Source organism: Paenibacillus mangrovi (assembly GCF_022898935.1).
GTDB lineage: Bacteria > Bacillota > Bacilli > Paenibacillales > Paenibacillaceae > Paenibacillus_AQ > Paenibacillus_AQ mangrovi.
Window position 1 is genome coordinate 133,737 of record NZ_JALIRP010000010.1, and the last position, 23,269, is coordinate 157,005.

General features: G+C 49.5%; 21 protein-coding genes, 1 pseudogene and 1 riboswitch. Of the genes and pseudogenes, 9 read left to right on the forward strand and 13 right to left on the reverse strand.

Annotated features, from left to right (window positions below; genetic code table 11):
• Positions 1–213: 213 nt before the first annotated feature.
• The 6 genes from MUG84_RS21565 to leuC form a co-directional block, all read right to left on the reverse strand.
• The gene (locus MUG84_RS21565) at positions 214–900 is read right to left on the reverse strand and encodes a GerMN domain-containing protein (RefSeq protein ID WP_244728817.1); all 687 of its coding nucleotides are present in this window, start codon (positions 898–900) and stop codon (positions 214–216) included.
• Positions 901–930: 30 nt separating this feature from the next.
• The gene (locus tag MUG84_RS21570) at positions 931–2,352 is read right to left on the reverse strand and encodes an N-acetylmuramoyl-L-alanine amidase family protein (RefSeq protein ID WP_244728819.1); all 1,422 of its coding nucleotides are present in this window, start codon (positions 2,350–2,352) and stop codon (positions 931–933) included.
• Positions 2,353–2,622: 270 nt separating this feature from the next.
• Positions 2,623–3,252: a GerMN domain-containing protein gene (locus MUG84_RS21575; RefSeq protein WP_244728821.1), complete on the reverse strand. Its 630-nt coding sequence runs from the start codon at positions 3,250–3,252 to the stop codon at positions 2,623–2,625.
• Positions 3,253–3,281: 29 nt separating this feature from the next.
• On the reverse strand, positions 3,282–4,787 hold the full coding sequence (locus tag MUG84_RS21580) for an N-acetylmuramoyl-L-alanine amidase family protein (protein WP_244728823.1): 1,506 nt from the start codon (positions 4,785–4,787) through the stop codon (positions 3,282–3,284).
• A 232-nt stretch (positions 4,788–5,019) separates the two neighbouring features.
• The gene (gene leuD, locus MUG84_RS21585) at positions 5,020–5,622 is read right to left on the reverse strand and encodes a 3-isopropylmalate dehydratase small subunit (RefSeq protein ID WP_244728825.1); all 603 of its coding nucleotides are present in this window, start codon (positions 5,620–5,622) and stop codon (positions 5,020–5,022) included.
• Between the two features lie 14 nt (positions 5,623–5,636).
• Positions 5,637–7,058: a 3-isopropylmalate dehydratase large subunit gene (leuC, locus tag MUG84_RS21590; protein ID WP_244728828.1), complete on the reverse strand. Its 1,422-nt coding sequence runs from the start codon at positions 7,056–7,058 to the stop codon at positions 5,637–5,639.
• 179 nt (positions 7,059–7,237) lie between these two features.
• Here leuC and MUG84_RS21595 point away from each other — a divergent pair, with 179 nt between their 5' ends.
• Positions 7,238–8,152 carry a LysR family transcriptional regulator gene (locus MUG84_RS21595; RefSeq protein ID WP_244728830.1) on the forward strand — a complete coding sequence of 305 codons (915 nt, stop codon included), beginning with the start codon at positions 7,238–7,240 and terminating at the stop codon, positions 8,150–8,152.
• A 3-nt stretch (positions 8,153–8,155) separates the two neighbouring features.
• Here the strand turns inward: MUG84_RS21595 and MUG84_RS21600 are convergent, their stop codons facing one another.
• Complete coding sequence (locus tag MUG84_RS21600; protein WP_244728832.1) at positions 8,156–8,971, reverse strand: carbon-nitrogen family hydrolase; 816 nt, start codon at positions 8,969–8,971, stop codon at positions 8,156–8,158.
• 185 nt (positions 8,972–9,156) lie between these two features.
• Here MUG84_RS21600 and MUG84_RS21605 point away from each other — a divergent pair, with 185 nt between their 5' ends.
• From MUG84_RS21605 to mtnB, 7 genes are all read left to right on the forward strand, one after another.
• The gene (locus MUG84_RS21605; protein ID WP_244728834.1) at positions 9,157–10,365 is read left to right on the forward strand and encodes a pyridoxal phosphate-dependent aminotransferase; all 1,209 of its coding nucleotides are present in this window, start codon (positions 9,157–9,159) and stop codon (positions 10,363–10,365) included.
• A gap of 347 nt (positions 10,366–10,712) precedes the next feature.
• Complete coding sequence (proB, locus tag MUG84_RS21610) at positions 10,713–11,816, forward strand: glutamate 5-kinase (protein ID WP_244728836.1); 1,104 nt, start codon at positions 10,713–10,715, stop codon at positions 11,814–11,816.
• Between the two features lie 36 nt (positions 11,817–11,852).
• Positions 11,853–13,100, forward strand: coding sequence for a glutamate-5-semialdehyde dehydrogenase (locus tag MUG84_RS21615; protein WP_244728839.1), 1,248 nt, complete (start codon positions 11,853–11,855; stop codon positions 13,098–13,100).
• Positions 13,101–13,157: 57 nt separating this feature from the next.
• A complete protein-coding gene (proC, locus tag MUG84_RS21620; RefSeq protein WP_244728841.1) occupies positions 13,158–14,018 on the forward strand; it encodes a pyrroline-5-carboxylate reductase in 861 nt (286 codons plus the stop codon).
• Complete coding sequence (locus MUG84_RS21625) at positions 14,015–15,238, forward strand: 2,3-diketo-5-methylthiopentyl-1-phosphate enolase (protein ID WP_244728844.1); 1,224 nt, start codon at positions 14,015–14,017, stop codon at positions 15,236–15,238. Before proC ends, MUG84_RS21625 begins: the two co-directional genes overlap by 4 nt.
• Entirely contained in the window at positions 15,235–15,912 is a 678-nt protein-coding gene (locus MUG84_RS21630; protein ID WP_244728847.1) for a 2-hydroxy-3-keto-5-methylthiopentenyl-1-phosphate phosphatase, read from the forward strand. The genes MUG84_RS21625 and MUG84_RS21630 overlap by 4 nt, the downstream gene beginning before the upstream one ends.
• 3 nt (positions 15,913–15,915) lie before the next feature.
• The gene (gene mtnB, locus MUG84_RS21635; protein ID WP_244728849.1) at positions 15,916–16,593 is read left to right on the forward strand and encodes a methylthioribulose 1-phosphate dehydratase; all 678 of its coding nucleotides are present in this window, start codon (positions 15,916–15,918) and stop codon (positions 16,591–16,593) included.
• Positions 16,594–16,653: 60 nt separating this feature from the next.
• Here the strand turns inward: mtnB and MUG84_RS21640 are convergent, their stop codons facing one another.
• The 6 genes and pseudogenes from MUG84_RS21640 to MUG84_RS21665 all read right to left on the reverse strand — a co-directional run bounded on the left by MUG84_RS21640 (position 16,654) and on the right by MUG84_RS21665 (position 21,055).
• Positions 16,654–17,175: an ankyrin repeat domain-containing protein gene (locus MUG84_RS21640; protein ID WP_244728851.1), complete on the reverse strand. Its 522-nt coding sequence runs from the start codon at positions 17,173–17,175 to the stop codon at positions 16,654–16,656.
• 73 nt (positions 17,176–17,248) lie between these two features.
• Positions 17,249–17,686: an NUDIX hydrolase gene (locus MUG84_RS21645; protein ID WP_244728853.1), complete on the reverse strand. Its 438-nt coding sequence runs from the start codon at positions 17,684–17,686 to the stop codon at positions 17,249–17,251.
• A 125-nt stretch (positions 17,687–17,811) separates the two neighbouring features.
• Positions 17,812–18,726 (reverse strand): phosphotransferase family protein, encoded by a 915-nt coding sequence (locus MUG84_RS21650; RefSeq protein ID WP_244728855.1) that lies wholly within the window; start codon positions 18,724–18,726, stop codon positions 17,812–17,814.
• Positions 18,727–18,731: 5 nt separating this feature from the next.
• On the reverse strand, positions 18,732–19,400 hold the full coding sequence (locus MUG84_RS21655) for a cyclodeaminase/cyclohydrolase family protein (RefSeq protein ID WP_425313260.1): 669 nt from the start codon (positions 19,398–19,400) through the stop codon (positions 18,732–18,734).
• Positions 19,374–20,228, reverse strand: a pseudogene (locus tag MUG84_RS21660) (bifunctional 5,10-methylenetetrahydrofolate dehydrogenase/5,10-methenyltetrahydrofolate cyclohydrolase); the annotation flags it as partial. The gene MUG84_RS21655 and the pseudogene MUG84_RS21660, both read right to left, overlap by 27 nt.
• A gap of 67 nt (positions 20,229–20,295) precedes the next feature.
• Positions 20,296–20,377, reverse strand: a riboswitch (ZMP/ZTP riboswitch).
• 63 nt (positions 20,378–20,440) lie between these two features.
• The gene (locus MUG84_RS21665; protein WP_244728857.1) at positions 20,441–21,055 is read right to left on the reverse strand and encodes a GNAT family N-acetyltransferase; all 615 of its coding nucleotides are present in this window, start codon (positions 21,053–21,055) and stop codon (positions 20,441–20,443) included.
• Between the two features lie 191 nt (positions 21,056–21,246).
• Here MUG84_RS21665 and MUG84_RS21670 point away from each other — a divergent pair, with 191 nt between their 5' ends.
• Entirely contained in the window at positions 21,247–23,109 is a 1,863-nt protein-coding gene (locus tag MUG84_RS21670) for a bifunctional metallophosphatase/5'-nucleotidase (RefSeq protein ID WP_244728877.1), read from the forward strand.
• Positions 23,110–23,269 lie beyond the last annotated feature (160 nt).

The following is a 23,269-nucleotide window of genomic DNA, read 5'->3' on the forward strand; positions in this document are numbered from 1 at the left end:
TTTCCCCTCTCTCAAATAAGGATGATGCAGTCATGCATCATCCCGAAAATAAACAAGAAAGAACTAAAGAGATTACGCCCCCTACCGGAAAACCGTAAGGTTATCCGGCAGAATCGGGAGCGTAAACTTTAGTTCATTTCATATTCACAAAAATCACGCTTGTATTTTGTTTCGACAAGAAGGTGTAAAGCTCCTGCTTTTACCCTAATTTTTTCAATGTCTTGTGAGCGGATGGTCCAAATCGACATGACCCATCAGGCTTTCCACCTTCGCACCGTCAACCAGAAGCTCCACTGATTTAACCTCATCGAATTGGAACATCGTCTGGGTCAGTGCGTCCAAAGCGTACTGCTCGCCACCGGCTCCGAGTTTCGCCTCTTCAGGAATGTGAATATCCATGGTTACTTCGCCATTTTTATAATCGAGTTTTTTCAACTCGATTTTCCCCCAGAGCGGAACCAGCTCGGATTTGCCGCTGGACTGCAGAGCCTTGAAGGCTTGCACGTACTTGTCAACGGCATTCTCATAGCTAATTTCTTTTTGGGATTTTTCTAAATTGAGTTCCTGAGGATCTGTGTAATAAACATTAATCAGTTCTTTTTTAGCGGTCGATTCCTTTGTTTGGGAAGATGAATCGGTAGAATCACCTTTTGACGAAGTATCATTGGATGAAGTACCTTTTGATGAGTCACCTTGCGCAGTTCCGGCCGAATCGCCTTTCTCACTGCTGCTCGCATCATTTCCAGGCGTGGTCTCACTGCCGCTGCCTGTTGTTTGCTGCTGCTCCCCGGAGACTGTCTCTTGCTGTCCGCTTGCCGGTGCGGTCGGCTTCGTGCTACAGCCAGCCGAGGTAATCATCACCAAAGCCAAAATGCCTGCACACCATAATTTTCTACTCATATACTGCCGCCTCCTTTAAGGGGACATTCCTTATTTAACACCCAAATAATCTTTGATTCCGTTAGCGATCCCTTGAGCAACTCGCTGCTGAAAGCTATCTGAGAAGAGAGCAGCTTCATCATTTTTGTTGCTGAGGTATCCGACTTCAAGCAGCACAGCCGGCATCTTCGTCTCACGAATGACATGGAAGTTACCGTAACGGACGCCCCGGTCAGGCAAGCCCGTTGCTTGTACCAGGTACTTATGCATCGTATTGGCTAGTGCCTTGCTCGCATCCCGCTGGTAATAGGTTTCGGTACCGGTAGCAGCCGAAGAACCTGCGCTGTTAGCATGAATCGACACGAAGACATCTGCCTTCAAGTCATTGGCGATTTTCGCTCGTTCACTCAATTCAACGAAGGTATCATTGCTGCGTGTAAGAACGACATCAATGTTTGGATCCTGTTTCAGCAATTTTTGAACCTTCAATGCCATCGACAGAGTGAAGTCCTTCTCCCGTTTGCCCGTAATACCGGTTGTTCCCGGGTCTTTGCCGCCATGACCTGCATCAATGACGACAATTTTCTTTCCCTTTCCGCCTGCGGGTGGTTTCGACGGTTGACTGCTGTCTTCCGTATTCAAGTCGATAATATACAACCCGTTTTCATTGGTCAGCTTATAATTTTTGGCACGAGTCAAATCGAGAACAACACGAACAGTCGAAGGATTATTGCTGTAAAGCGAATATCTTACTTTCGAAACATCTGGATAGCCACTGATATCCAGAGATCCCATCGAGTTTTGATCGAGTGGTGCATTGCTGCTGAATGTATCCGAGAAGTTCGCGTTCTGAATATCAACGACGATCCGGTCAGGGCCAGTCATTTTGAAAGCATTGACCTTGGCTTGTCCGGTTGTAGCGATCATCAAACGGTTGTCACTGAAGCTGATCCCGTTAACCTGAGCAGAGCCTGTTCCCGACGTAGCATCATCCCCATTGCCCGCACCAGTTCCGGGGTTCCCGTTTCCAGACTGATTATCTTGGGTATATAAGTATACAATCTTCTTATTGTTATCCCAATTCACTGTCAGCCCCATTTGCTCACTCACGAAGCGTAAAGGTACGATCACGGTATCCGTACGCAAAATCGGTGCAATGTCCATGGAAACCTTCTTACCATTGACATCAGCCGTTTTTTGATTGACAACGAGCTTGATTACATTAGAATCTTTTTTTATGGTCACCGTGCGCGTCTTTTGTTCCCATGCGACGTCAAACCCTAGATTCTCTCCGACGACACGTAATGGAATCATTATATTCCCATTCACATTTTCAACTTTTGCATTTCCTGGCAGAGTCAGTTCTTTATCATCCAAGTAAATTTTGGCATTTCCCGCCGCAGCCTGTCCATTGTGAGGAAACGCCAAAATGAAGACAAATAACATGATTGCCATAAATCCAAATTTCTTCATCCGTCACCCTTCCATTCTTAAATTTTTTGTCATTAGCTCTGACGTTTCGGCTTTGGCTTTCCATCGACATCACCAGACATGTATTAGACGCGCTACTCTTCGAAAAGTTGCGAATATATTCCTCTTTATGCAAAATGCAATCTATGACTAAAGGTAGAAAAAGAGAGTTGTCTATGCATATGACTTCTTATTTAAATTGAAAAAGACCACGAGTGTATAGGGATGATACCCTTAAACTCGCGGTCTTTTAATTATGTTCATCACAGTTTCCTAGTTTCTTTTGATCGGATGATCCAGATCCACATGACCCATCAGACTTTCGACCTGTTGCCCGTCGACGAGCAGCTCGATCGTTTGAACTTCCTTAAACTGAAACATCGTTTTAGACAGTGCATCCAGTGCGTATTGCTCGCCACCTGCTCCCAGACGGGCTTCATCAGGCATATGAATATCGATCGTCATGGCCCCATCCATATACAAGGATTTTAGCTCCATTTTGCCCCAAAGAGGAATGAGCTCACTACTTCCACTTGTCTGAAGCGCCTTGAAAGCCTCTTTATATTTGTCTGCATCTGTTTTGAAGTGGATTTCCTTCTCGCTTTTCTTTAGCTCCATTTCCTGCGGATCCGTGTAATAGACCTCTATGATTTGCTTTTTTTCTTCGGCTTCCTTTGGCTTCTGATCCGGCTTATCCGTTTGGGATGTATTCGTCTGGTTATCAGCTTTGGCAGCTTCGGAACCATTGGAATCATCGGGCTGCGCCGCATTCACAGCAGATGTGTCATTTTGATCCTGAGTCGTTTCCTGTTGTTGTGGCGCTACCGTCGGCTTTTGGCCGCAGCCTACTGCAGCGACCATCAGCACAGCCAGAAGTGCAGTGCTTAAGAGCTTTTTGTTCACTTTACCGCCTCCTTAACTAACGTATGACTTTATTGAATTCCCAGATATTCTTTAATGCCGTTTACGATGCCTTGAGCGACCGAATTTTGCAAGCTCTCACTGAATAATGCCGCTTCATCCTTCGGATTGCTCAGGTATCCAACCTCGAGCAGAACCGCAGGCATTTTCGTTTCTCGGATCACGTGGTAATTTCCGTATCTGACGCCTCGATCGGACAGCCCTGTCGCCTTTACCAAGTAATTATGCATGACATTGGCCAGTGCCTTGCTGGCATCACGCTGATAGTACGTTTCGCTTCCACTGGCCGCTGTTGAATTAGCACTGTTCGCATGAATGGAAATAAATACGTCCGCATTCAGGTCATTGGCAATCCGTGCCCTATCTTTGAGCTCAAGGAACGTATCATCACTGCGTGTTAGCACACAATCGATGTTCGGCTCATTCGCAAGAAGCTCTCCAACCTTCAGTGCAACGCCCAGATTGAAGTCCTTCTCCTTAGTCTTCGAGTATCCGATTGTACCCGGATCCTGATTCCCGTGGCCCGCATCTATGACAACGACTTTTTTTCCATTGCCGCCAGTCGGATTCGCCGGAGTGCTGTCAGCCTTATTCAAGTCGACAATCAAAAGTCCGGAATTCGTTACATCATTGTATACCGAATAATCCTTGGCATTATTCAGATCGATCACGACTCTTACCGTAGAAGGGCTGTTGCTGAACAAAGAGTACCGGATACTGTAAACATCGGGATACCCGCTTACATCCAGCTGTCCTTGATTTCCCGCTCCAGTTGGCGCACCGCCTAGAAAATCGGGTGAAAAGTTTGCGTTCGGTAAATCGACCACAATCCGGTCCGGTCCGGTCATTTTAAACACCTTTGGCGTAACCGCTCCTCCTTGGGTTGCTATCATCAGGCGATTCTCGCTGAAGCTAATTCCGCTGACAACAGCATTTCCGGCTACCGGTGGGACAGTTGCCGAAGGATCTGACCCTTCACCTGGCTCTCCTGATGTGGAGTTCCCAGGCAAAGGATCCGGAATTGGCATATCGCCATTTCCTGCGCCGCTCCCGCTGTCAGGCTTGGAAGCATCCGCATTCGAGGTTAAATACACCGTTTGGTTCGGCCCATCCCAGCTCACTTGGATTCCCATCTGCTCACTGACAAAACGAACGGGAACGACCACCGTGTTTTTTTGCAGCAGGGGCGGGTTGTCCAAAGTCACTTTCTTCCCATTCACCTTTGCGCTCTTCTGATTCACGACCAGCTCGATATCCTTACTATCGTTATGAATCAGAACCTTCTTGGACTTTTGATCCCATTTCACATCGAAACCGAGGTTTTCCCCGATTACGCGGAATGGAACCATGACGCTGCCATTCACATTGGTAATCTTGGCATCCTTGGGTACCTGCAGCTCGTTGCCGTCCAGTAAGATATGTACATTTCCTGTGGCGGCGGCTGCTGCCCGATCCTGCACGGACACCATCATGACGATCATCATCAACAAAAACAATAAAAATCCGGTTTTCTTCATTTTCCACCTCTGCCAAACTAAATTTTTTGCCATCTTCGGGCATGAAAAACAAATATATCTAAAAAAAAAATCATAATCGTCGGAATATAGGCAATATTCGCCATTAGCAGCGTGTTTTCCTGCTTTAACACCGCACATTTTTACTTATTTCTCTTTTTTGACCACAACAAAAAGACTCCCCTTCCCCGTAGGAAAAGCAGGAGTCTTTCAATTCAAAGTTAATCAGTGTTCGTTAAGCAGACAGATGCGAAGCATGCTTTTGCTCGTATGCCGCAATTTTATCTTCATGCTGAAGTGTCAGACCGATATCATCCAGACCCTGCAGAAGGAATTGGCGGCGGTGTTCATCCAGATCAAAATCGATATGAAGACCTTCGCTGTCCGTAATCGTTTTATTTTCCAGATCTACATTGAGCTGATAGCCTTCATGAGCCGCAGTGCGCTGGAACAGCTCTTCCACCTGCTCTTCGGAAAGCTTGATTGGCAGAATGCCGTTTTTAAAGCAGTTATTGTAGAAAATATCCGCAAACGATGGAGCGATGACGCATTTGAATCCATAGTCCATAATCGCCCATGGTGCATGTTCCCGGGAAGATCCGCAGCCAAAGTTCGCTCTGGAAATCAGAATCGAAGCGCCTTGGTAGCGGGGCTGGTTCAAGGAGAAGCCTGGGATGTTATTTCCCTGCTCGTCAAATCTCCATTCGAAGAACAGAAACTGTCCGAAGCCGGTACGTTCGATCCGTTTCAAAAATTGTTTAGGGATAATGGCATCCGTATCCACGTTTACCCGGTCCACCGGGGCAACAAGGCCTGTCAATTTAGTAAAAGATTCCATGTCTGTTCTCCTCCTTAGCTAACCACTTCAGATTTAAAATTCCAGTCGCGTACATCTGTAAACCGGCCTTGGATCGCTGCGGCAGCAGCCATTGCTGGCGAAACCAGATGCGTACGTCCTCCGCGTCCTTGACGTCCTTCAAAGTTACGGTTGGAAGTCGAAGCGCAGCGCTGTCCTGGCTGAAGAACGTCCGGGTTCATCGCCAGACACATGCTGCAGCCGGCATCGCGCCATTCAAATCCGGCGTCAATGAAGATTTTGTCGAGGCCTTCGGCCTCAGCCTGCAGCTTCACGCGTCCGGAGCCTGGAACAACAATTGCTGTTACTTTATCTGATACTTTGTAGCCTTTGGCTACTTGGGCAGCAGCGCGAAGATCTTCGATCCGGCCGTTCGTGCAGGAGCCGATGAACACATAATCCACTTCGATTTCGTTCATTGGTGTACCTGGAGTCAAGTCCATATATTCAATGGCTTTTTCAGCAGCCTTCCGTTCATTTTCCGTTGGCAGCTCAGAAGGTACAGGCACCTTCGCCGTAATATCCGTACCCATGCCAGGGCTTGTGCCCCAAGTGACTTGTGGAATCAGGGATTCGACGTCAAATTCGACAACCATATCGTACGAAGCGTCTTCGTCGGTAACGAGCTGCTTCCATTCTTCTACGCGGCTGTCAAAGTCGCTGCCTTCAGGCACATACTGGCGGCCGCGAAGATATTCGAAAGTCGTTTCGTCCGGAGCGATCATGCCTGCGCGGGCGCCGCCTTCGATGGACATGTTGCAGACCGTCATGCGTTCTTCCATCGTCAGATCACGGATTGCCTCGCCGGTGTACTCGATAACATAACCCGTCGCAAAATCCGTACCATATTTGGCAATAACGCCAAGAATCATGTCTTTTGCTGTAATGCCTGCTTTGCGTTTGCCGACGAAGCGAACTTCCATCGTCTTGGCTTTCGCCTGCTGCAAGCATTGTGTCGCAAGCACATGTTCCACTTCACTGGTTCCGATACCGAACGCCAGAGCGCCGAAAGCACCATGTGTGGAGGTATGGCTGTCGCCGCATACGATCGTTTTGCCTGGATGAGTAAGTCCCAGCTCAGGTCCCATAACGTGCACGACGCCTTGGTCGATCGTCTCGAGGTCATATAAGGTTACGCCGAAATCGCGGCAGTTTTGGGTCAGCGTGTCGATCTGCTGCTTGGAGATCGGGTCTTTAATGTTAAAACGGTCTTTAGTCGGTACGTTGTGATCCATGGTAGCAAAGGTCAGCTCAGGTCGGCGAACCTTGCGTCCGCTAAGACGGAGTCCTTCAAACGCCTGCGGGGAAGTGACTTCATGGACGAGATGCAGGTCGATGTAGAGAATGCTCGGCTTGCCTGCTTCCTGATGAATCACGTGATTATCCCAAATCTTTTCAAACATTGTTCTTTTACTCATCTTATTCACCTCTTCATGGTTATACGTCCTTGGAAGAGCACCGAAGCTTTGGTGTCTCTTGATTGAAATAAATATAGCATTTCACTCTTCATTGATCCAAGATATAATATCTATAAAAGTAATAGGAAATAACTATGAGCAGCAGATGAGATGAAAATAAAAAGATAGGACCGATGAACATGGAACTCAGACAACTGCAATATGCCCTACAGATTGCTTCGGAGCGGAATTTTTCCCGGGCCGCTGAGAAGCTTCATATCGCCCAGCCTTCCTTGAGCCAGCAGCTGTCCAAGCTGGAAAAAGAACTCGGTGTACTTCTCTTTCAGCGGAATACCAGTACGGTCGAACTGACGCATGCCGGGGCGCTTTTTATGGATCAAGCCCAAAAAATCATGGATGCCGTAGATCTGCTGCGCCAGGAAATGTCGGATATCTCGCAGCTGAGAGGGGGCAAGGTCATCGTCGGAAGCATGCCGATCACCGGTGCCCATCTGCTTCCGCACGTCCTTCCTTCTTTTAAAAGAAAATATCCGGAGATTGAAATCGCGCTGCTGGAAGATTCGTCGATGAACCTCGAAAAGCTGACAGCCGGAGGGAAAACGGATTTGAGCCTACTCTCCCTCCCACTGCAGGAGCCTTCCCTAACCTATGAAATCATCGGGGAGGAAATCATAGATCTGGCGGTACCGGCCGGCCATCCCCTGACGGAAAGAACTAAGAACGACATTCCTGTCCCCGTCCGAATCGAAGAGCTTAGTGAGGAATCCTTTATCGTCCTGAAAAAGGGGCAGGGGTTCCGCAAGATTACGTTTGATCTATGTCAGAAAGCGGGATTTGAACCGAAGGTGGTGTTTGAGAGCAACAATATGGAGACCATTCAGTCGCTGGTAGCCACCGGGATGGGGATCACCTTAGTGCCAAGATTCATTTCACGTTCTTCCAGAAACGAATTCGTGCCCGTCTACCTGCCGCTTGCGGAGCCTGTGCCCAGTCGGATCCTGGTGATTGCGTACCGACGTGGACGCTATCTGTCCAAAGCCGCTGAAGCTTTTATCGATACCTTTAAAGAGACGATGCAGGAATTGGTAAAGTAAATATTATTTATCCGTATAAATTTCAGGACGGCGGTCTGCGAACACCGGAATCCGGCCACGGACATCATCTACGAGCTCCGGTGATATCAGTCCGGTCACAATTTCCTCCGATTCACTGCCTTCCGCGATAATTTCTCCCCAAGGGTCAATAATCAAGGAATGGCCGAAAAAATCGGTTCCCCGGCTGCTGCCGACGCGGTTGCAGGCAACGACGTACATCTGATTTTCGATGGCCCGCGCCATAAGCAGCGTACGCCAGTGATGCAGGCGCGGATGCGGCCATTCGGCGGGAACGATCAGCATCTTGGCGCCACCAAGCGCCAGACTGCGGGCAAGCTCAGGGAACCGAATATCATAACAGATGGAAGCCCCAGCCTGGAATCCCCCGAGGTCAAGCGTGACCAGCTCGGTACCGGCTGTTAAATGTTTCTCCTCGTCCATGAGCCGGAACAAATGCAGTTTGGAGTATTCTCCAACCTTCTCGCCCTTCTGGTCAAACGCGTACATCGTGTTAAAGATCTGATCGCCTTGTTTGACAGCAACAGATCCACCCACAATCATAACCTCATGCTTTTGCGCAAAAGATGACAGCCATGCTTGGGTTGCCTGTCCTTCCGGATCAGCAATATCCTGGATTTGCTCAAGTGCATATCCGGTGTTCCACATTTCAGGCAATACCAGAAGATCCGGCTTCGGATTTTGCTGAACCGCTTGCTCCATTAACTCCTCAAGATGTGCTTTATTCGCCTGCGGACTGCCGATTTCGATATCCGCCTGAATCAATGCGACACCCAGCTTATTTTCTTCCTTATATCCCATGCTATTATCCTCCCAACTACGTATCATGCCCTATCAACGGACCCATAGAACCTTCATATTTGTATTCCATCATAAATGCATGGAAACGATCGGGCAAGAGCCCCTATTCCCTCTATACAGCCCGGATAAATCATGATAGATTAAATCTATTCTATTTTGAAGCAAGAACCGGAGTGATGAATATAATGAAATCGACAGACCATCCGCTCTATCAATCGGCTTTTCATATTCAACCTGCAGAAGTCATGACTCAGCTGCCGACACAGTTCTTTGCCACACTCGTACAAAAGGTGAACCGGGAAATCTCCGCAGGCTATGATGTGATCAATTTGGGACAAGGTAATCCCGATACGCCGACTCCGGACCATATCGTCAAAGCCCTTCAGGAAGCGGCGGCCAATCCGCTCTATCATAAATATTCGCCTTTCACAGGCTTCAGCTTTCTGAAGGAGGCGATTGGGAAGCGTTACTTGGAGGATTACGGCGTCGTGCTTGATCCCGAGACGGAAGTAGCCGTTCTGTTCGGTGGCAAAACCGGACTTGTACAGCTTCCACAGATTTTGCTCAATCCCGGAGATCTCTGTCTGGTACCTGATCCTGGCTACCCGGATTACTGGTCGGGCGTTGCGCTCGCCAAGGCGGAAATGTCCTTTATGCCACTGCGTAAAGATAATGCTTTTCTGCCGGACTTTAGCAGCATATCTGAAGCACAACGTAAAAGGGCAAAGCTGATGTTCCTGAATTACCCGAATAACCCGACTTCGGCCACAGCACCTTTGTCATTCTATGAGGATACGGTTAAATTCGCGGCCGAAAACGGCATTGTCGTTGCAAGCGATTTTGCATACGGAGCAATCGGCTTCGATGGGCAGCGCCCTGTAAGCTTCCTTCAAGCATCCGGTGCCAAGGAGGTCGGTGTTGAGTTCTACACCCTTTCCAAAACCTATAACATGGCCGGCTGGCGCGTAGGCTTTGCACTTGGCAACCGCGAGGTCATCTCTATGATTAACCTGCTGCAGGATCATATCTATGTCAGCTTGTTTGGCGGTATTCAGGCTGCTGCCGCAGAGGCGCTAACTGCTCCTCAGACTTGTGTAGATGAGCTAGTTAAGTGCTATGAATCCCGTAGAAATGCTTTCTTCACTGGCCTTGCGGACATCGGCTGGAACGCCGAGAAGCCTGGGGGCTCCTTTTTCAGCTGGCTCCCTGTACCTAAGGGTTACACCTCCGCTTCGTTTGCCGATCTGCTTCTGCAGCAGGCCAAGGTGGCCGTTGCACCGGGAAACGGTTTTGGCGAACATGGTGAAGGCTATGTACGTGTCGGACTGCTGACTTCTGAAGAAAGGCTTCATGAGGCGGCAAGACGGATCGGTGAGCTGAAAATTTTCAGATAACGTTTTGCAAACCCGGTAATTCCGTGGTATTCTATGTGAAATAACGGGTTATTCATACCTATAAAACGTGACGACGGGACCAGTACGAGCGGCAAATCGCGCAAAAAGAGAGTAAATTCCACCGGCTGAAAGAATTTACCCGATTCCCTCCGAATCCTACCCCTGAACGGCCCGCATCAACCTGCGGGACAGTGCCTTCTGTTACAAGGCCTAAAGCCGGATGATAGAACATCATCAATAAAGGTGGTACCGCGGAAGTCAAGCTTTCGTCCTTTAATGTAAAGGATGAAAGCTTTTTTTGTTTTATAGAAATCAAGTTTATAACTATGAAATGGAAGTGATGAATTATGTCGACGCGCGTCGTCGTCAAAATCGGAAGCAGCTCGCTCACATCCGTCGAAGGCGGTCTCAGCAGAGATGCTGTCGGCTTTTATGCAAGTGAGATTGCTGCTTTGAAACAGGCAGGCTGTGAAATCCTGCTGGTAACGTCCGGAGCCGTAGCTGCGGGATTCCGCGCTATCGGATACAGCTTCCGCCCCAAGCTTCTGCACGAGAAGCAGGCTGCTGCAGCCGTTGGTCAGGCGCTGCTCATGCAGGCCTATCAGGAGGCTTTTGCCTCCCATGGCATTACCACCGCACAAATTCTGCTCACCCGTACGGATTTCGGAAACCGCAAACGGATGAACAATGCCGGAATGACCATTGAAGAATTGCTGAAGCAAGGCTCCATCCCGATCATCAACGAAAATGACACCGTCTCGATCGATGAGCTGAAGTTTGGCGACAACGATACCTTATCCGCTCTGGTTGCCAATCTGGTCAAGGCGCAGCATCTTCTCATTTTGACCGACACCGACGGCCTTTACACTGGTGACCCCCGGAAGTATCCAAATGCGGTTCGGTTCGATCATGTCGAGGAAATTACCGAAGAAATCGTTGCTATCGCTGGCGGAGCAGGTTCAGCCGTAGGTACCGGGGGCATGCGCTCCAAGATCGATGCAGCCAAAATTGCCACTAGAGGCGGTGTACCGGTATTTGTCGGCAAGGTGGATTCACACGGTGATCTGCAGGATGCCGTATCGGGCCACGGCAGAGGAACTTATTTTGATACCCATCTTCATTCGCTGCCGGTAAAAAAACAATGGCTTGGATTTATGTCTACCCCTCATGGTTTTCTAAGAGTCGATCCGGGAGCGGAGCAGGCATTAGTGAGCGGCGGACACAGCTTGCTGCCTGTCGGTATCAAGGTGGTTGATGGACATTTTCAAGCAGGAGACGTTGTCGAAGTACTCAGTATGGATGGTATAGTGCTCGGACGCGGCATTGTGAACTATGATGATAAGCAGCTTCACCGCATTCAGGGCATGAGCAGCTCCGAAGTGATTCAGACGCTGGATATGGTACATCGCCTCGAAGTGATTCACAGAGATGAATGGATTACATTAAAATAGAGATTCTGGAGCCCTACGATAAAAGGAGGCTAATGTATGAGTGAAGTAAAATTGAAAGCGGGAAAAGCCCGTACTGCCGCATCTGTACTGAACAGACTTAGCACCCGTCAAAAAGATGAGGCGCTTCAGCTGATGGCTGACAGCTTGAGGAATCATAAAGATGACATCATCGCCGCCAACCAGGAAGACCTTGAGCGCGGTCGCGCACAGGGAACCTCTTCCTCCCTTCTGGACCGGCTTGCTCTAAACCCGGAGCGTATTGAGGCTATTGCTGAAGGACTCGAGCAGATCATCAACCTTTCCGATCCTGTCGGTGACGTGCTCGACCGCATCGAACGTCCAAATGGTCTTGAGATCACCAAAGTCCGCGTTCCGCTCGGCGTTATCGGCATAATCTATGAAGCCCGGCCCAATGTGACGGTCGATGCAGCCGGACTATGCCTGAAGGCAGGCAATGCCGTGGTGCTCCGCGGAGGCTCGTCCGCACTTTCGTCCAACCGCAAAATTGTAGAAGTACTCCACTCGGCCTTGGAAGCTTCATCGCTTCCTGTAGATGCGATTCAACTCATCGAAAGCGCGGACCGCTCTTCCGTGGACGAGATGCTGAAGCTGAACGGCCTGCTTGACGTCATTATTCCGCGCGGCGGCCAGTCTTTAATCCGCAATGTTGTGGAAAATGCCACCGTTCCCGTGATCGAGACGGGAGCAGGCATCTGTCATACTTATGTAGATGAAACGGCTGAGCCCGCGATGGCTGAAGCGATTGCCATTAACGCTAAGGTCCAGCGGCCGTCGGTCTGCAATTCCATGGAGACCCTCCTCGTGAACAGCCGTTTTGCTGCGGAACATCTGGAGCAGCTCGGAGGTCAGCTGCGAAGCGCTGGGGTGGAAATCCGCGGATGCGCAGAAACGTTGAAGCTCATTCCCTGGGCTGTTCCGGCGGAAGAGCAGGATTTTGCCAAGGAATACAACGACTATATTTTAAATGTAAAATTGGTCGATACTCTGGATGAGGCACTCGATCATATATCACGCTATAGCACGAAGCATTCGGAATGCATCGTTACTGAAACACAAGCTAACGCAGAACGCTTCCTTCAGGAAGTCGATGCAGCAGCTGTATACCATAACGCTTCAACCCGCTTCACCGACGGCTTCGAATTCGGCTTCGGCGCCGAAATTGGAATCAGCACGCAAAAGCTTCACGCACGCGGTCCGATGGGACTGCCTGCGCTGACGTCAACCAAGTACCTTATCCATGGCAATGGACAAATTCGCGGGTAGCTTCGTTATTTTCGTAAAAAGTACAAAAACGAGGGCACCTGCCGGGAGGATGACAAAATGAGTCAACAACAAGCGATGATCACAGAATCCATTACATTCTACGGCGCCGGAGCGATGGCTGAAGCTATCGTGAAAGGGCTGATCGGCAAATCCGTCCTACAAGCATCTGACATTACGATGCTGAATCGCAGCAACAGCCGCCGTTTGGATGAGCTTCAGCAGCTGTATGGCGTCAAGGCCAGCAACGATGCGGCAGCTTTGCCTGAAATTCTGCAAAGCTCCCCAGTGATCGTGCTCGCCATCAAGCCGAAAGATGCAGCGGAAGTTCTTAGAAACCTGGGCCCTATGCTCTCCGAGGATACGCTCATCGTTTCGGTGATTGCCGGCCTGACAATCCGTACCATTCAGGATCTGCTTGGACGCAAGCAGCCGGTTGCGCGCACGATGCCGAACACCTCCAGCTCCATCGGTCTAGGTGCCACAGGCATTTCCTATTCCAAGGAAATCAATGACCGGCAGCGGCAGACCGTCATGACGCTGTTTGGCGCCGTCGGTACCGTCACGAATGTGGAAGAAGACAAACTGGAAGTGCTCACAGGTATTTCTGGCAGCGGTCCGGCCTATATCTATTACATGATGGAAGCCATGATAGCTGCTGGAATTCGTGGCGGACTGACCCCACAGCAATGCCGGGAGTTAACCGTTCAGACCGTACTCGGCGCAGCACGCATGGTACAGCTGACCGGCGAAGAGCCTGCCGCACTCAGAGCGAAGGTGACTTCTCCCAACGGCTCGACACAGGCTGCACTGGAAACGCTGGACAAAGGAGACTTTTTCGAAACCGTGATTGCTGCGGTCGTCCGCTGCGCGGAACGCTCGAAAGAAATGGGAGCCGCACTCAAGGAGGGAATTTCGTGAACAGCTGTACTGCAACGTACCGTTTATATGATGATAAAGCGGATTTCCGCAAAAAGGCCGAGTCTATTTCCGTCGGCATGACCGTCGGAAGCTGGACTGAGCTGCCGCAGGCCAAACGGGAATCGATGCAAAAGCATCTGGGGCAGGTTCTGCAGGTGGATGTACATGAACCTGAAGGCGTACAGCCGGGCGAACGCTACGCCGACGTGACCATTGCCTATCCGAATGTGAATTTCAGCAAGGATATTCCGGCGCTCCTCGTAACCGTTTTTGGCAAAATCTCGATGGATGGCCGTATCAAGCTAAACCGTCTCGGATTCTCGGACGATTATCTCTCCGCGTTTCCCGGACCCAAATTCGGCATTTCTGGAATCCGCGATCTGCTTGGCGTATACGACCGCCCGCTGCTCATGAGCATATTCAAATCCGTGATCGGCCTCAATATGGACGAGCTGAAGGATCAATTCACGAAGCAGGCTCTCGGTGGTGTGGATCTGATAAAAGATGATGAAATATTGTTTGAGAATGAGTTCACACCAATCGAAAAACGAGTTGAAGTCTGTCTGAAGGCCGCTGAGGCAGCCAGCCGCGAAACCGGCAAAAAGCTATTGTACGCCGCAAATCTGACCGGTCACACTTCAAGCCTGAAGTCACAGGCTGTAAAAGCGATTCAGGCCGGAGCCAACGCCCTGCTGTTCAACGTGTTGTCCTATGGCTATGATGTGCTGCATGAGCTAAGCTCCGATCCGGAGATTACCGTTCCGATTGCCGCGCATCCAGCCTTGGCAGGGGCATATTACCCATCGCAGCATTACGGTATTTCCGCTTCCGTTCTGCTTGGGCAGCTGATGCGTCTTGCAGGCGCAGACCTTGTCCTGTTCCCATCGCCATACGGCTCGGTGACGATGCCGCGTGAAGAGAACATGGCCATCCGGGATGAGCTGATCTCAAGTGCGCTTCCGATCAAGACCAGCATGCCGGTTCCGTCTGCAGGCATTCATCCCGGCCTTGTGCCGCTGATTCTGCGCGATTTCGGCCAGGACGTTGTCGTTAATGCAGGCGGCGGCATTCATGGACATCCAATGGGAACCGAAGCCGGCGGCCACGCGTTCGTACAGGCGATCGAAGCTGCACAGCAGTCCATCCGCTTGGCGGATTATGCCGAAGCCGACCATCCGGAACTGAAAGCAGCGCTTGAGGCTTGGGGGGGAGAACGATGACAGCTGGCAAAAAGCCCGTTATCTTTTGCGATTTTGACGGAACGATCACCCTCTCTGATAATATCGTTGCGATTATGAAGCAATTTAAGCCGGAAGGTTATGAGCAGATCATGAAGCGGACCGTGGATCAGGAAATTAGCCTACGCCAGGGTGTCGGGGACATGTTCGCCCTTCTCCCTTCCAGCCGCAAAGATGAAATCGTGGATTTCGTAATCATCCGGGCCGGTATCCGGGAAGGCTTTAGGGAGTTTCTTGAGTATGTGAAGCAGGAAAACATCGAGTTTTACGTGACCAGCGGCGGCATGGACTTTTTTATCGATCCGCTTCTCGCCCCTTTCGATATTCCTGCAGATCATATTTTCTGCAACAGCGCGGATTTCAGCGGAGAGCAGGTTGAAATTCTCTGGCCGCACCCTTGTCAGGATCCATGCAACAACGGATGCGGGATGTGTAAGACAACCGTGATGCGCCGCTTCCCTGAGGAGCAATACGAACGGATTCTGATTGGCGACAGCCTGACGGATTTCGAAGGAGCCAAAATTGCCGATATGGTATACTCCCGCTCCATCCTGACCGATAAATGCGCTGAGCTGGGTGTCAAACATGTCCCTTTCCAGAACTTTTTTGATATTATGGACGATATGAAACAGAAACAACAACAAGGAGTGCTGTAACCTATGACGTTTGCAAGCATCAGCCTGGAGCATAAGCAGCAGGTGCTGGACGAGCTCCGGCTAATCAAACAGCAGTTTGCGGCTAAAAACTGGTTCCCCGGAACCAGCGGCAACTTGTCCATGCGTGTGGGTGATTTTGACCCTGAGAAATTCTATTTCGCCATCACAGCCAGCGGCAAAGACAAATCTCTGAGTACGCCTGAAGATTTCCTGTTCGTGGACAACAGCGGCCAAGCCGTGGAAACGACGAGCCTGAAGCCAAGCGCGGAGACCCTCATTCACTGCGAAATCTACCGCCTGACTGGCTGCGCCGCCGTATTTCACGTCCATACCGTGTTCAACAACGTCATCAGCGAATGGTTCGGTGATCAGGGCGCTGTTCCGGCTCAAGGGATTGAACTGATCAAAGCCTTTAATATCTGGGAAGAAAATGCCCCTGTCTCCATTCCGGTGCTGCCAAACTTCGCCCATATTCCGTCCATTGCCGAGCGGGTTCCGGACGTTCTGGATCCAAGTATTCCAGGGATACTTCTTCGCGGCCATGGCATCTATGCCTGGGGCAAAAACGCGTTTGAAGCGAAAAAGCATCTGGAAGCCTTTGAATTTATTTTCGAATACTTATATCACAGCATCCTACTGAAAAACAGCGTCCCTCAAGTGAACGCCATTGGCCATCGTTAAGAGAAATGTGAAAAGCCCTGCTGCATGCTTCATGCAGTCAGGGCTTTATTTGCTAACGCATTATTTTCGTTCATCATTCTTCCGAAGAAGCTCCGCAACGTTGCGGTTCCCCCGCTTTTCAGCAATCGTCAGCGCCGTTTCACCATCGACTGTCTGCTCATGCGCCTGGGCTCCGTTATCCAGCAGCAGACGGATCAGTTCCACATTGTCATCATGATAAGCAGCGGTATGCAGGCACGTATGTCCGTTGCTGTCCATTATTCGGGTTCCCGCCTTGTGATCCAACAATAAACGGATAACGTCCATATCCTTCTCACCCGCAATCGCTGCGTGCAGCGCCGTATTGGAAGGGATGTAGGATACCTGCGAATGCGAAACGGCGTTGACATCAGCCCCGGCAGCAAGGAGAACCCTCACAGCTTCCGCTTGCCCATAATGGGCGGCATACCCCAGAAGCGTCAGCCCGTCTGCATTTTCCATATTCGCCCGTTCAGGGCTAGAATCCACGAGGTCCCTAAGCCTTGATGCATTACCCTCCATAGCGGCTTGAAATAACTCTTCCATCATCTGATGATGTTCCAATAGATACAAATCCTCCTTTTCGGCTCAAATTGTATTATGGTCAAGCATAAAGCATAAATCGGCTGATGTGGAGTCATTTCGCTTGAAGCTCTTTCCACAGCATATCCGCCCGTTTTACGCTCTCGATCGTCCATGGCGGTGCCTTGGGGTGATTTACAAGTTCCTCCGTTGTCATCCAGTACACAGCTGCGACCTCTTCCGGACTTTTCAGATAAGGCTGTCCCTGCGCATACGGACAAATGAAAACCACATTGATGACGGGACACCCCTTTTCGGTGACAAAGGATGAACAATATACGTAATGCATGTTTTCGTCGGTTTCAACGCCAACTTCCTCCAAAATTTCTCTTCTCACAGTCCTCTCCAATATGTCCTGTGTAAATCCTTCCTGCAGGGCGGTTCCACCAGGGAATGAAAGCGTGCCTGCTGCATGCTCCTCCCCGGCTCCCCGTTCAATCACCAGCCACTTGTTCCCTTGAATAACCGCTCCCTCGACATTGACAGCGAACACAACATGACCTCCCTCACTGCATGTTCTCGTATAAACCTATATTTTCCTTTTTTCATTGTAATTGCTATTCCACTAAAAGAAAATAACCGGCGAATGGCCGGTTATAAAAAGAATTGATCAATATGTCAATTGGCATCAATCTGTGCAAATGCCTGATCTGTAAACCAGCGATGTCTTTGCCTCATTGTCTGCTCGGTACCTGGATCCAGCCCCCAATCAGACAAACTGGACGCAGGCTTAAGTGCAGCGAATAAATCCCAGTAGGGAAGCGCGGAGACGTCAGTATGCGGATTGCGCTGCAGGTACTGGTGAGTGAACCGTTCCATGGCATCCGCTCCGTATGCCCACAACATTTCGAGCCTGCTGTTCGCAAGATCGGAGAGCGGATCTCCAATCGCAGCATCCTCCCAATCGATAACGGCAATCATACGTCCATCCTTCCACATGATGTTTCCCGGCCAATAATCCCCATGCAGCAGTACATCTTGATTATGTTGCGGAAGCGGCCACGCCGATTCGAGAACATCCCGGATTTGGCTTTCACACAGTGATTCATCAGGTTGAACAGGCCGCTTATCCAGCTTGGCGGAACACCAATCCCTTTGCCGCGGAAGAAAATCCAACGAGTGCCGTTTCCAATCAACCTGATGAATATCGAATAAAGTATCAGCTGACAGCAGCATTGCATCGGACACATCCTGTGGAGCCATTTCCACCTTCCCGTCCACAAATTCTGTGACGATATAAGGCGTACCAGCAGATCCTTCGGTTTCGTCGTATGCATAAGGCTGTGGAACAGGAAGTCCTGCGTTCCTCAAACCCAGCAGCAGCCTAAATTCATCTCTGGCGATATGTGGATTTTTGCGGCGGTCAGCAGCGCCATGCTGACGGACGACCAACTTTTTCGTGCGGCCATCCGTCTTTTCAATCTCCAGCATCGTCACTTGAGCGGATACTCCGCCTTTGAGCTCTACAGAACGAAGCAACCTGGCTCCCGGTTCCACGAAACGCGCAATTTGTTCCCACCGTTCCTGAGTCACTTTGATTACACCAACTTCTCCTTAATCTTTTGCAACACCTCAAGCTTCAGCTCGGCGGACCGGCTTGAAAGCTCCGCTCCCGTTGTTTGGAATGAACTGCGTACGCTCGTGTCTTTAATGCTGCCCAGATTGATCTCCACTGTAATCCATGCCGATTGGACAGCCGCATCCAGCATGATGAGCGCAATTCCCAGATCCGAAATCACATTTTTGTTCGCCTGTTCCGTAATCTCACTGAGGGCCGAAATGATCTCATAGCTGCGTTTCATGAGGTGAAGCGGTACGGAAGCCGCCTGCACGGCAGCTTTTTGCAGAGCCGTGGAGCGAACCTGCTTTTCCTCATCCGTCGCCTTTGGAAGCCCCAATGCGGCCATATAGCCGTCAAACGACTCCATATCCTTTTTCAAAAAGCTTTCCGATTCACTGATGGCTGATTGCATGAGTTTGACGATTTCCGTCATTTGCTCCCGCACATGCTCATATTTCGGACCGCTTGTAATGTTCGCCACCATGGATCCCATGGATGCGCCCAGTGCGGCGGATAAAGCCGCGATGCTTCCTCCCCCCGGCGTTGGCGAGCTTGAAGCAGCTGTCTGCAGGAATTCACGGATCGTTTGATCAAAAACCTCCTCGGGCTCTTTCGTTTCCAGCGTCTGTGCAGACGTCTGCTGCAGTCGGATCGCCAGTATCAGGTTTTCGAACAGCATGACGGTCGTAAGGGTACCCACGCCGCCCGGTACTGGCGTAACTGCTTTGACAGCTTCTACCGCTTCAGGAACCACATCCCCCGTAATCCCGCTTTCCGTTTCATTAATCCCTGCATCGATAACGACGAGCTCCGGATGCAGCATATCCGCGGTAATCAGTCCGGCATGGCCTGCAGCAGTCATGAGAATGTCGGCATTTACGATATGCCCGGCCAGATTTTGCGTGTGGGAATGACAGACGGTTAGCGTGGCATTTTCGCGAAGCAGCAGCTGCATAAGCGGTCTGCCTACCGTTTCCCCCCGCCCCACCAGGACAACATGTTTGCCTTTCAACGTGAATCCAAAATGCTTCGCGATCCGGATGCATGCCTGCGGTGTCGCCGGATAGATGCCGGTGCCGCCCGTCATACAGGCGAGCTTGTTCGCCGATGAAATGCCGTCCACATCTTTTACAGACATGATCGCGTCCGAACATTTTTGCACACTGATATGCTTCGGTACAGGAAGCTCCAGCATAATGCCGTGCACCGCCGGGTCCTGGTTCAACCGCTCAATCTCCTCCAGCAGACGCTGCTCGGTTACCTCCGGCTCAAACGTGATCAGATCGAATGTTATGCCCAGCTGATGGGCTTTTTTCTCTTTTGCTTTAGCGTAATACTCCGATGCGGGATCGCCCTGTACCAAAATGGTTGCCAGCCGCGGCTGAATCCCTCTTTCTTTTAGTCCGTTTACCTCTGTGATGATCGATTCCGAAACCTCTTTTGCCAGTTCTTTCGTTTTTAGCAGCATGCTCATTCCAGTCGCCTCCGATAGATGTAGTCATATAAACACAAAAAAGTATTTGGAGGGATGAAGCCACCAAATACTTTGCCCAGGCGTACGGCTGTTATGATCCATGTGCTCCCTCGTGGTTTGCCCACGTTACGCCAGTTACACACAGCTAATCAAGTTATTTTTATTGTAGCATAAATTCGCTTCGGAAACAGTCTGAAATCAAGACTAGCCGTTTAGGTTTGGACGCAGTTAAAATCTGGCCCGGCTTCGCTCACTTCCGTTGAAACAAGGTCTACCTTTAGAAGACTGTAAATTTCGAGATCGACAGTTCCTTTTCCCGACCATACAGCCGATTGCCTCAGCAGTCCTTCTTTCGTAAAACCGTTCTTCAGCAGCACCCGCTTGGAGGCTTCATTCGGCGGCATTACCTCGGCCTGAATCCGATTGACGTTCACTTCATCCAGCAAAAATCCAGTCAGCAGCCGTAGTGCCGCGGTCGCGATTCCTTTACCGTAATGCTGCTCCGCCAAAAAATATCCTACGGACAACGAGTTCACCTTCTGGTTAAAATCGAAGGCTTCGATAATACCCAGCAGCCGGTCAGGCTCCTGCACAGCAAAAATCCCCCACTTGATCCTTGCCCTTTTCAGGAAATCGCGTTCAAAATGCCCGATCATCTTCTTGACCGTATCCTTGTTATGTTTCGGGATGATGCCGCAGTATGTAAAGACATTTTCATTGTCATAAATCTCGAAAACCTCGTCCAGATGCTTCTCTTCGATTCTTTTTAAAAAGATCGTTTCCGACTCCAATACTGGAAATAGGCCATAAACTACTTCAAAATTCATATCATCACCGCTCCTTGTTTTCTTTTGAATTGTAAAATCCGCAAATGCTTATTAAAAGTTCACCAGAATTATACACGCTTATTACAGTTCATGCTTGACCGTCTTTGAATTAACTATGTATACTCTTTGGCGGAAGATTAGTTCATAGTTTAATATTTTATAAATGGGGAGGTTGTTTTTTGAATTTTAAAATGAAAGCGAAAACAATGGTAGTAACGGGTTTAATCTCCACTCTATTTGCTACTTCGGCATTTGCGGCACCGCTTCATCCTGTTCAACATAGCGATTGGATGCAAGAGAAACATATCGTGACAGGGTATAATTCAGGAGATTTGATGCTCGCGCAAAATATTTCTCTCGGGGAAGCCGTTGCTTTAATCGCAAGACTGCAAGGGGAACAATTGACGGCATCCACAGGATACTGGGCAACGGGGTATATGAACTGGGGGCTCGGTAAAGGAGCTATTACTAAAGAAGAAGCTGCTCAAGGAAGAACGTTTCCATCGGCAGATCAATTGACGAAAATCGCTAAAGGTTTGGGAGTCGATCTGAAGCTGTCCTCAGCTACGCAAGTGACCCGCGGCGAGTATATCGACGCGCTTGGCGAAGCGGTTACGGAACATGTAACGATCGCGCATACCAATGACGTGCATGGACATATTCAAGAAAATTCGAAAGACAAAGAGTTTGGTTATGCTAAAATCGCCACATTGGTGAAGCAATGGCGTGAAGAAAACAATAACTTCCTCTTGATGGATGCGGGCGATACGTTCCAAGGAAGCATCTACGCGAACCAATTCAAAGGAGAGTCTATTGTTCCGATTCTGAATGCGCTTGACTATTCGGCAATGGCTGCCGGGAACCATGAATTCGATTTTGGTTACGAGCAGCTGCTGAAACTGCGTGATCAGCTTAAATTCCCAATGATCAACGCGAATGTTTACAAAGCGGACGGATCGAATTTGCTTATACCTACATATACCGTAGAAATTGGCGGAGAAAAATTTGCGTTTATCGGATTCGTAACGGAAGAAACTCCAATTGTGACCCACCCGAACAACGTGATTGGCTTGACGTTCAAAGACCCGGTTGATATTGCGAAGAAATTGGTGCCGGAAATGAAAGCAAAAGCGGATCATGTTATCGTCGTATCCCATATTGGTGTGGAAAAAGACCGTGAGATCGCCAAAAACGTGCAAGGCATCGATCTCATTATCGGCGGCCACTCCCATACGCCAATTCGTACGCCTGAAAAAGTGAATGGCACATATATTGTCCAAGACTGGGAGTACGGGAAGTCTCTTGGACGTGAAGATCTATACTACTACAATAAGGATTTGGTAGCATTTAGCGGCGGACTGGTTGAGTATGACGAGAATGTCAAAGCGGATCCTGAGATCGAAAAAATGGTTCAAGAAGTCGTTAAAAAAGTGGACGACGCGATGAATGCCGTGATCGGAAAAACCGAAGTTGATCTGCATGGCGATAGAACGGAAGTCCGTGCCGTAGAGACCAATCTGGGCAACTTTATCGCAGATGCCATTTTAAACAAAACGAAAACGATCAAAGGCCATGAAGCAGATATCGCCCTAGTCAATGGCGGAGGTATCCGTGCGAGCAAGAATACCGGAGATCTAACGAAAAAGGATCTTTATGCTATTCTTCCTTTCCCTAACACGCTTACCATCGTGAAAGCAACTGGAGCAGATATCAAAGCAGCCTTGGAAGTATCCGTTAAAGGCGTAGAGAAGAAAGATGATCTGCCAGGTTCATTCCTGCAAATCAGCGGCATGTCTTATGTCTATGACATTACGAAGCCAGTTGGACAGCGTGTTGTGGAAGTGAAAATCGGAGGTCAGCCGCTGGATCCTGAGAAAACGTATACCGTTGCAACGAATGACTTCATTACGTCCGGTGGAGACGGCTACTCGATGCTGAAGAAAGATGAAGTCCTGAATACCGGATATACATTCTATGATGTCGTGGAAGAATATTTGCAGAATCATAAAGTGATCAGTCCAAAAGTTGAAGGACGCATTGCCGAAAAGAAGTAGAATATATCTGCAATAAAGGAGCCGGCCGCCATGTGAACTGCACCCCAATTGTTAGACACAGTCTAACAATTGGAGGTGTAGTTTTTTTGGCTAAATACTCAACTGAAGAGAAATTAGAAGCTGTCCTGGCTTATCTAGAAGGTAAAGCGTCGTATAAAAC

Excerpts from the sequence above, each read along its gene's own strand:
- MUG84_RS21565 (WP_244728817.1), bottom strand. The coding sequence starts at position 900 with ATGAGTAGAAAATTATGGTGTGCAGGCATTTTGGCTTTGGTGATGATT.
- MUG84_RS21570 (WP_244728819.1), bottom strand. The coding sequence starts at position 2,352 with ATGAAGAAATTTGGATTTATGGCAATCATGTTATTTGTCTTCATTTTG.
- MUG84_RS21580 (WP_244728823.1), bottom strand. The coding sequence starts at position 4,787 with ATGAAGAAAACCGGATTTTTATTGTTTTTGTTGATGATGATCGTCATG.
- leuD (WP_244728825.1), bottom strand. The coding sequence starts at position 5,622 with ATGGAATCTTTTACTAAATTGACAGGCCTTGTTGCCCCGGTGGACCGG.
- leuC (WP_244728828.1), bottom strand. The coding sequence starts at position 7,058 with ATGAGTAAAAGAACAATGTTTGAAAAGATTTGGGATAATCACGTGATT.
- MUG84_RS21595 (WP_244728830.1), top strand. The coding sequence starts at position 7,238 with ATGGAACTCAGACAACTGCAATATGCCCTACAGATTGCTTCGGAGCGG.
- MUG84_RS21600 (WP_244728832.1), bottom strand. The coding sequence starts at position 8,971 with ATGGGATATAAGGAAGAAAATAAGCTGGGTGTCGCATTGATTCAGGCG.
- MUG84_RS21605 (WP_244728834.1), top strand. The coding sequence starts at position 9,157 with ATGAAATCGACAGACCATCCGCTCTATCAATCGGCTTTTCATATTCAA.
- proB (WP_244728836.1), top strand. The coding sequence starts at position 10,713 with ATGTCGACGCGCGTCGTCGTCAAAATCGGAAGCAGCTCGCTCACATCC.
- MUG84_RS21615 (WP_244728839.1), top strand. The coding sequence starts at position 11,853 with ATGAGTGAAGTAAAATTGAAAGCGGGAAAAGCCCGTACTGCCGCATCT.
- proC (WP_244728841.1), top strand. The coding sequence starts at position 13,158 with ATGAGTCAACAACAAGCGATGATCACAGAATCCATTACATTCTACGGC.
- MUG84_RS21630 (WP_244728847.1), top strand. The coding sequence starts at position 15,235 with ATGACAGCTGGCAAAAAGCCCGTTATCTTTTGCGATTTTGACGGAACG.
- mtnB (WP_244728849.1), top strand. The coding sequence starts at position 15,916 with ATGACGTTTGCAAGCATCAGCCTGGAGCATAAGCAGCAGGTGCTGGAC.
- MUG84_RS21665 (WP_244728857.1), bottom strand. The coding sequence starts at position 21,055 with ATGAATTTTGAAGTAGTTTATGGCCTATTTCCAGTATTGGAGTCGGAA.
- MUG84_RS21670 (WP_244728877.1), top strand. The coding sequence starts at position 21,247 with ATGAAAGCGAAAACAATGGTAGTAACGGGTTTAATCTCCACTCTATTT.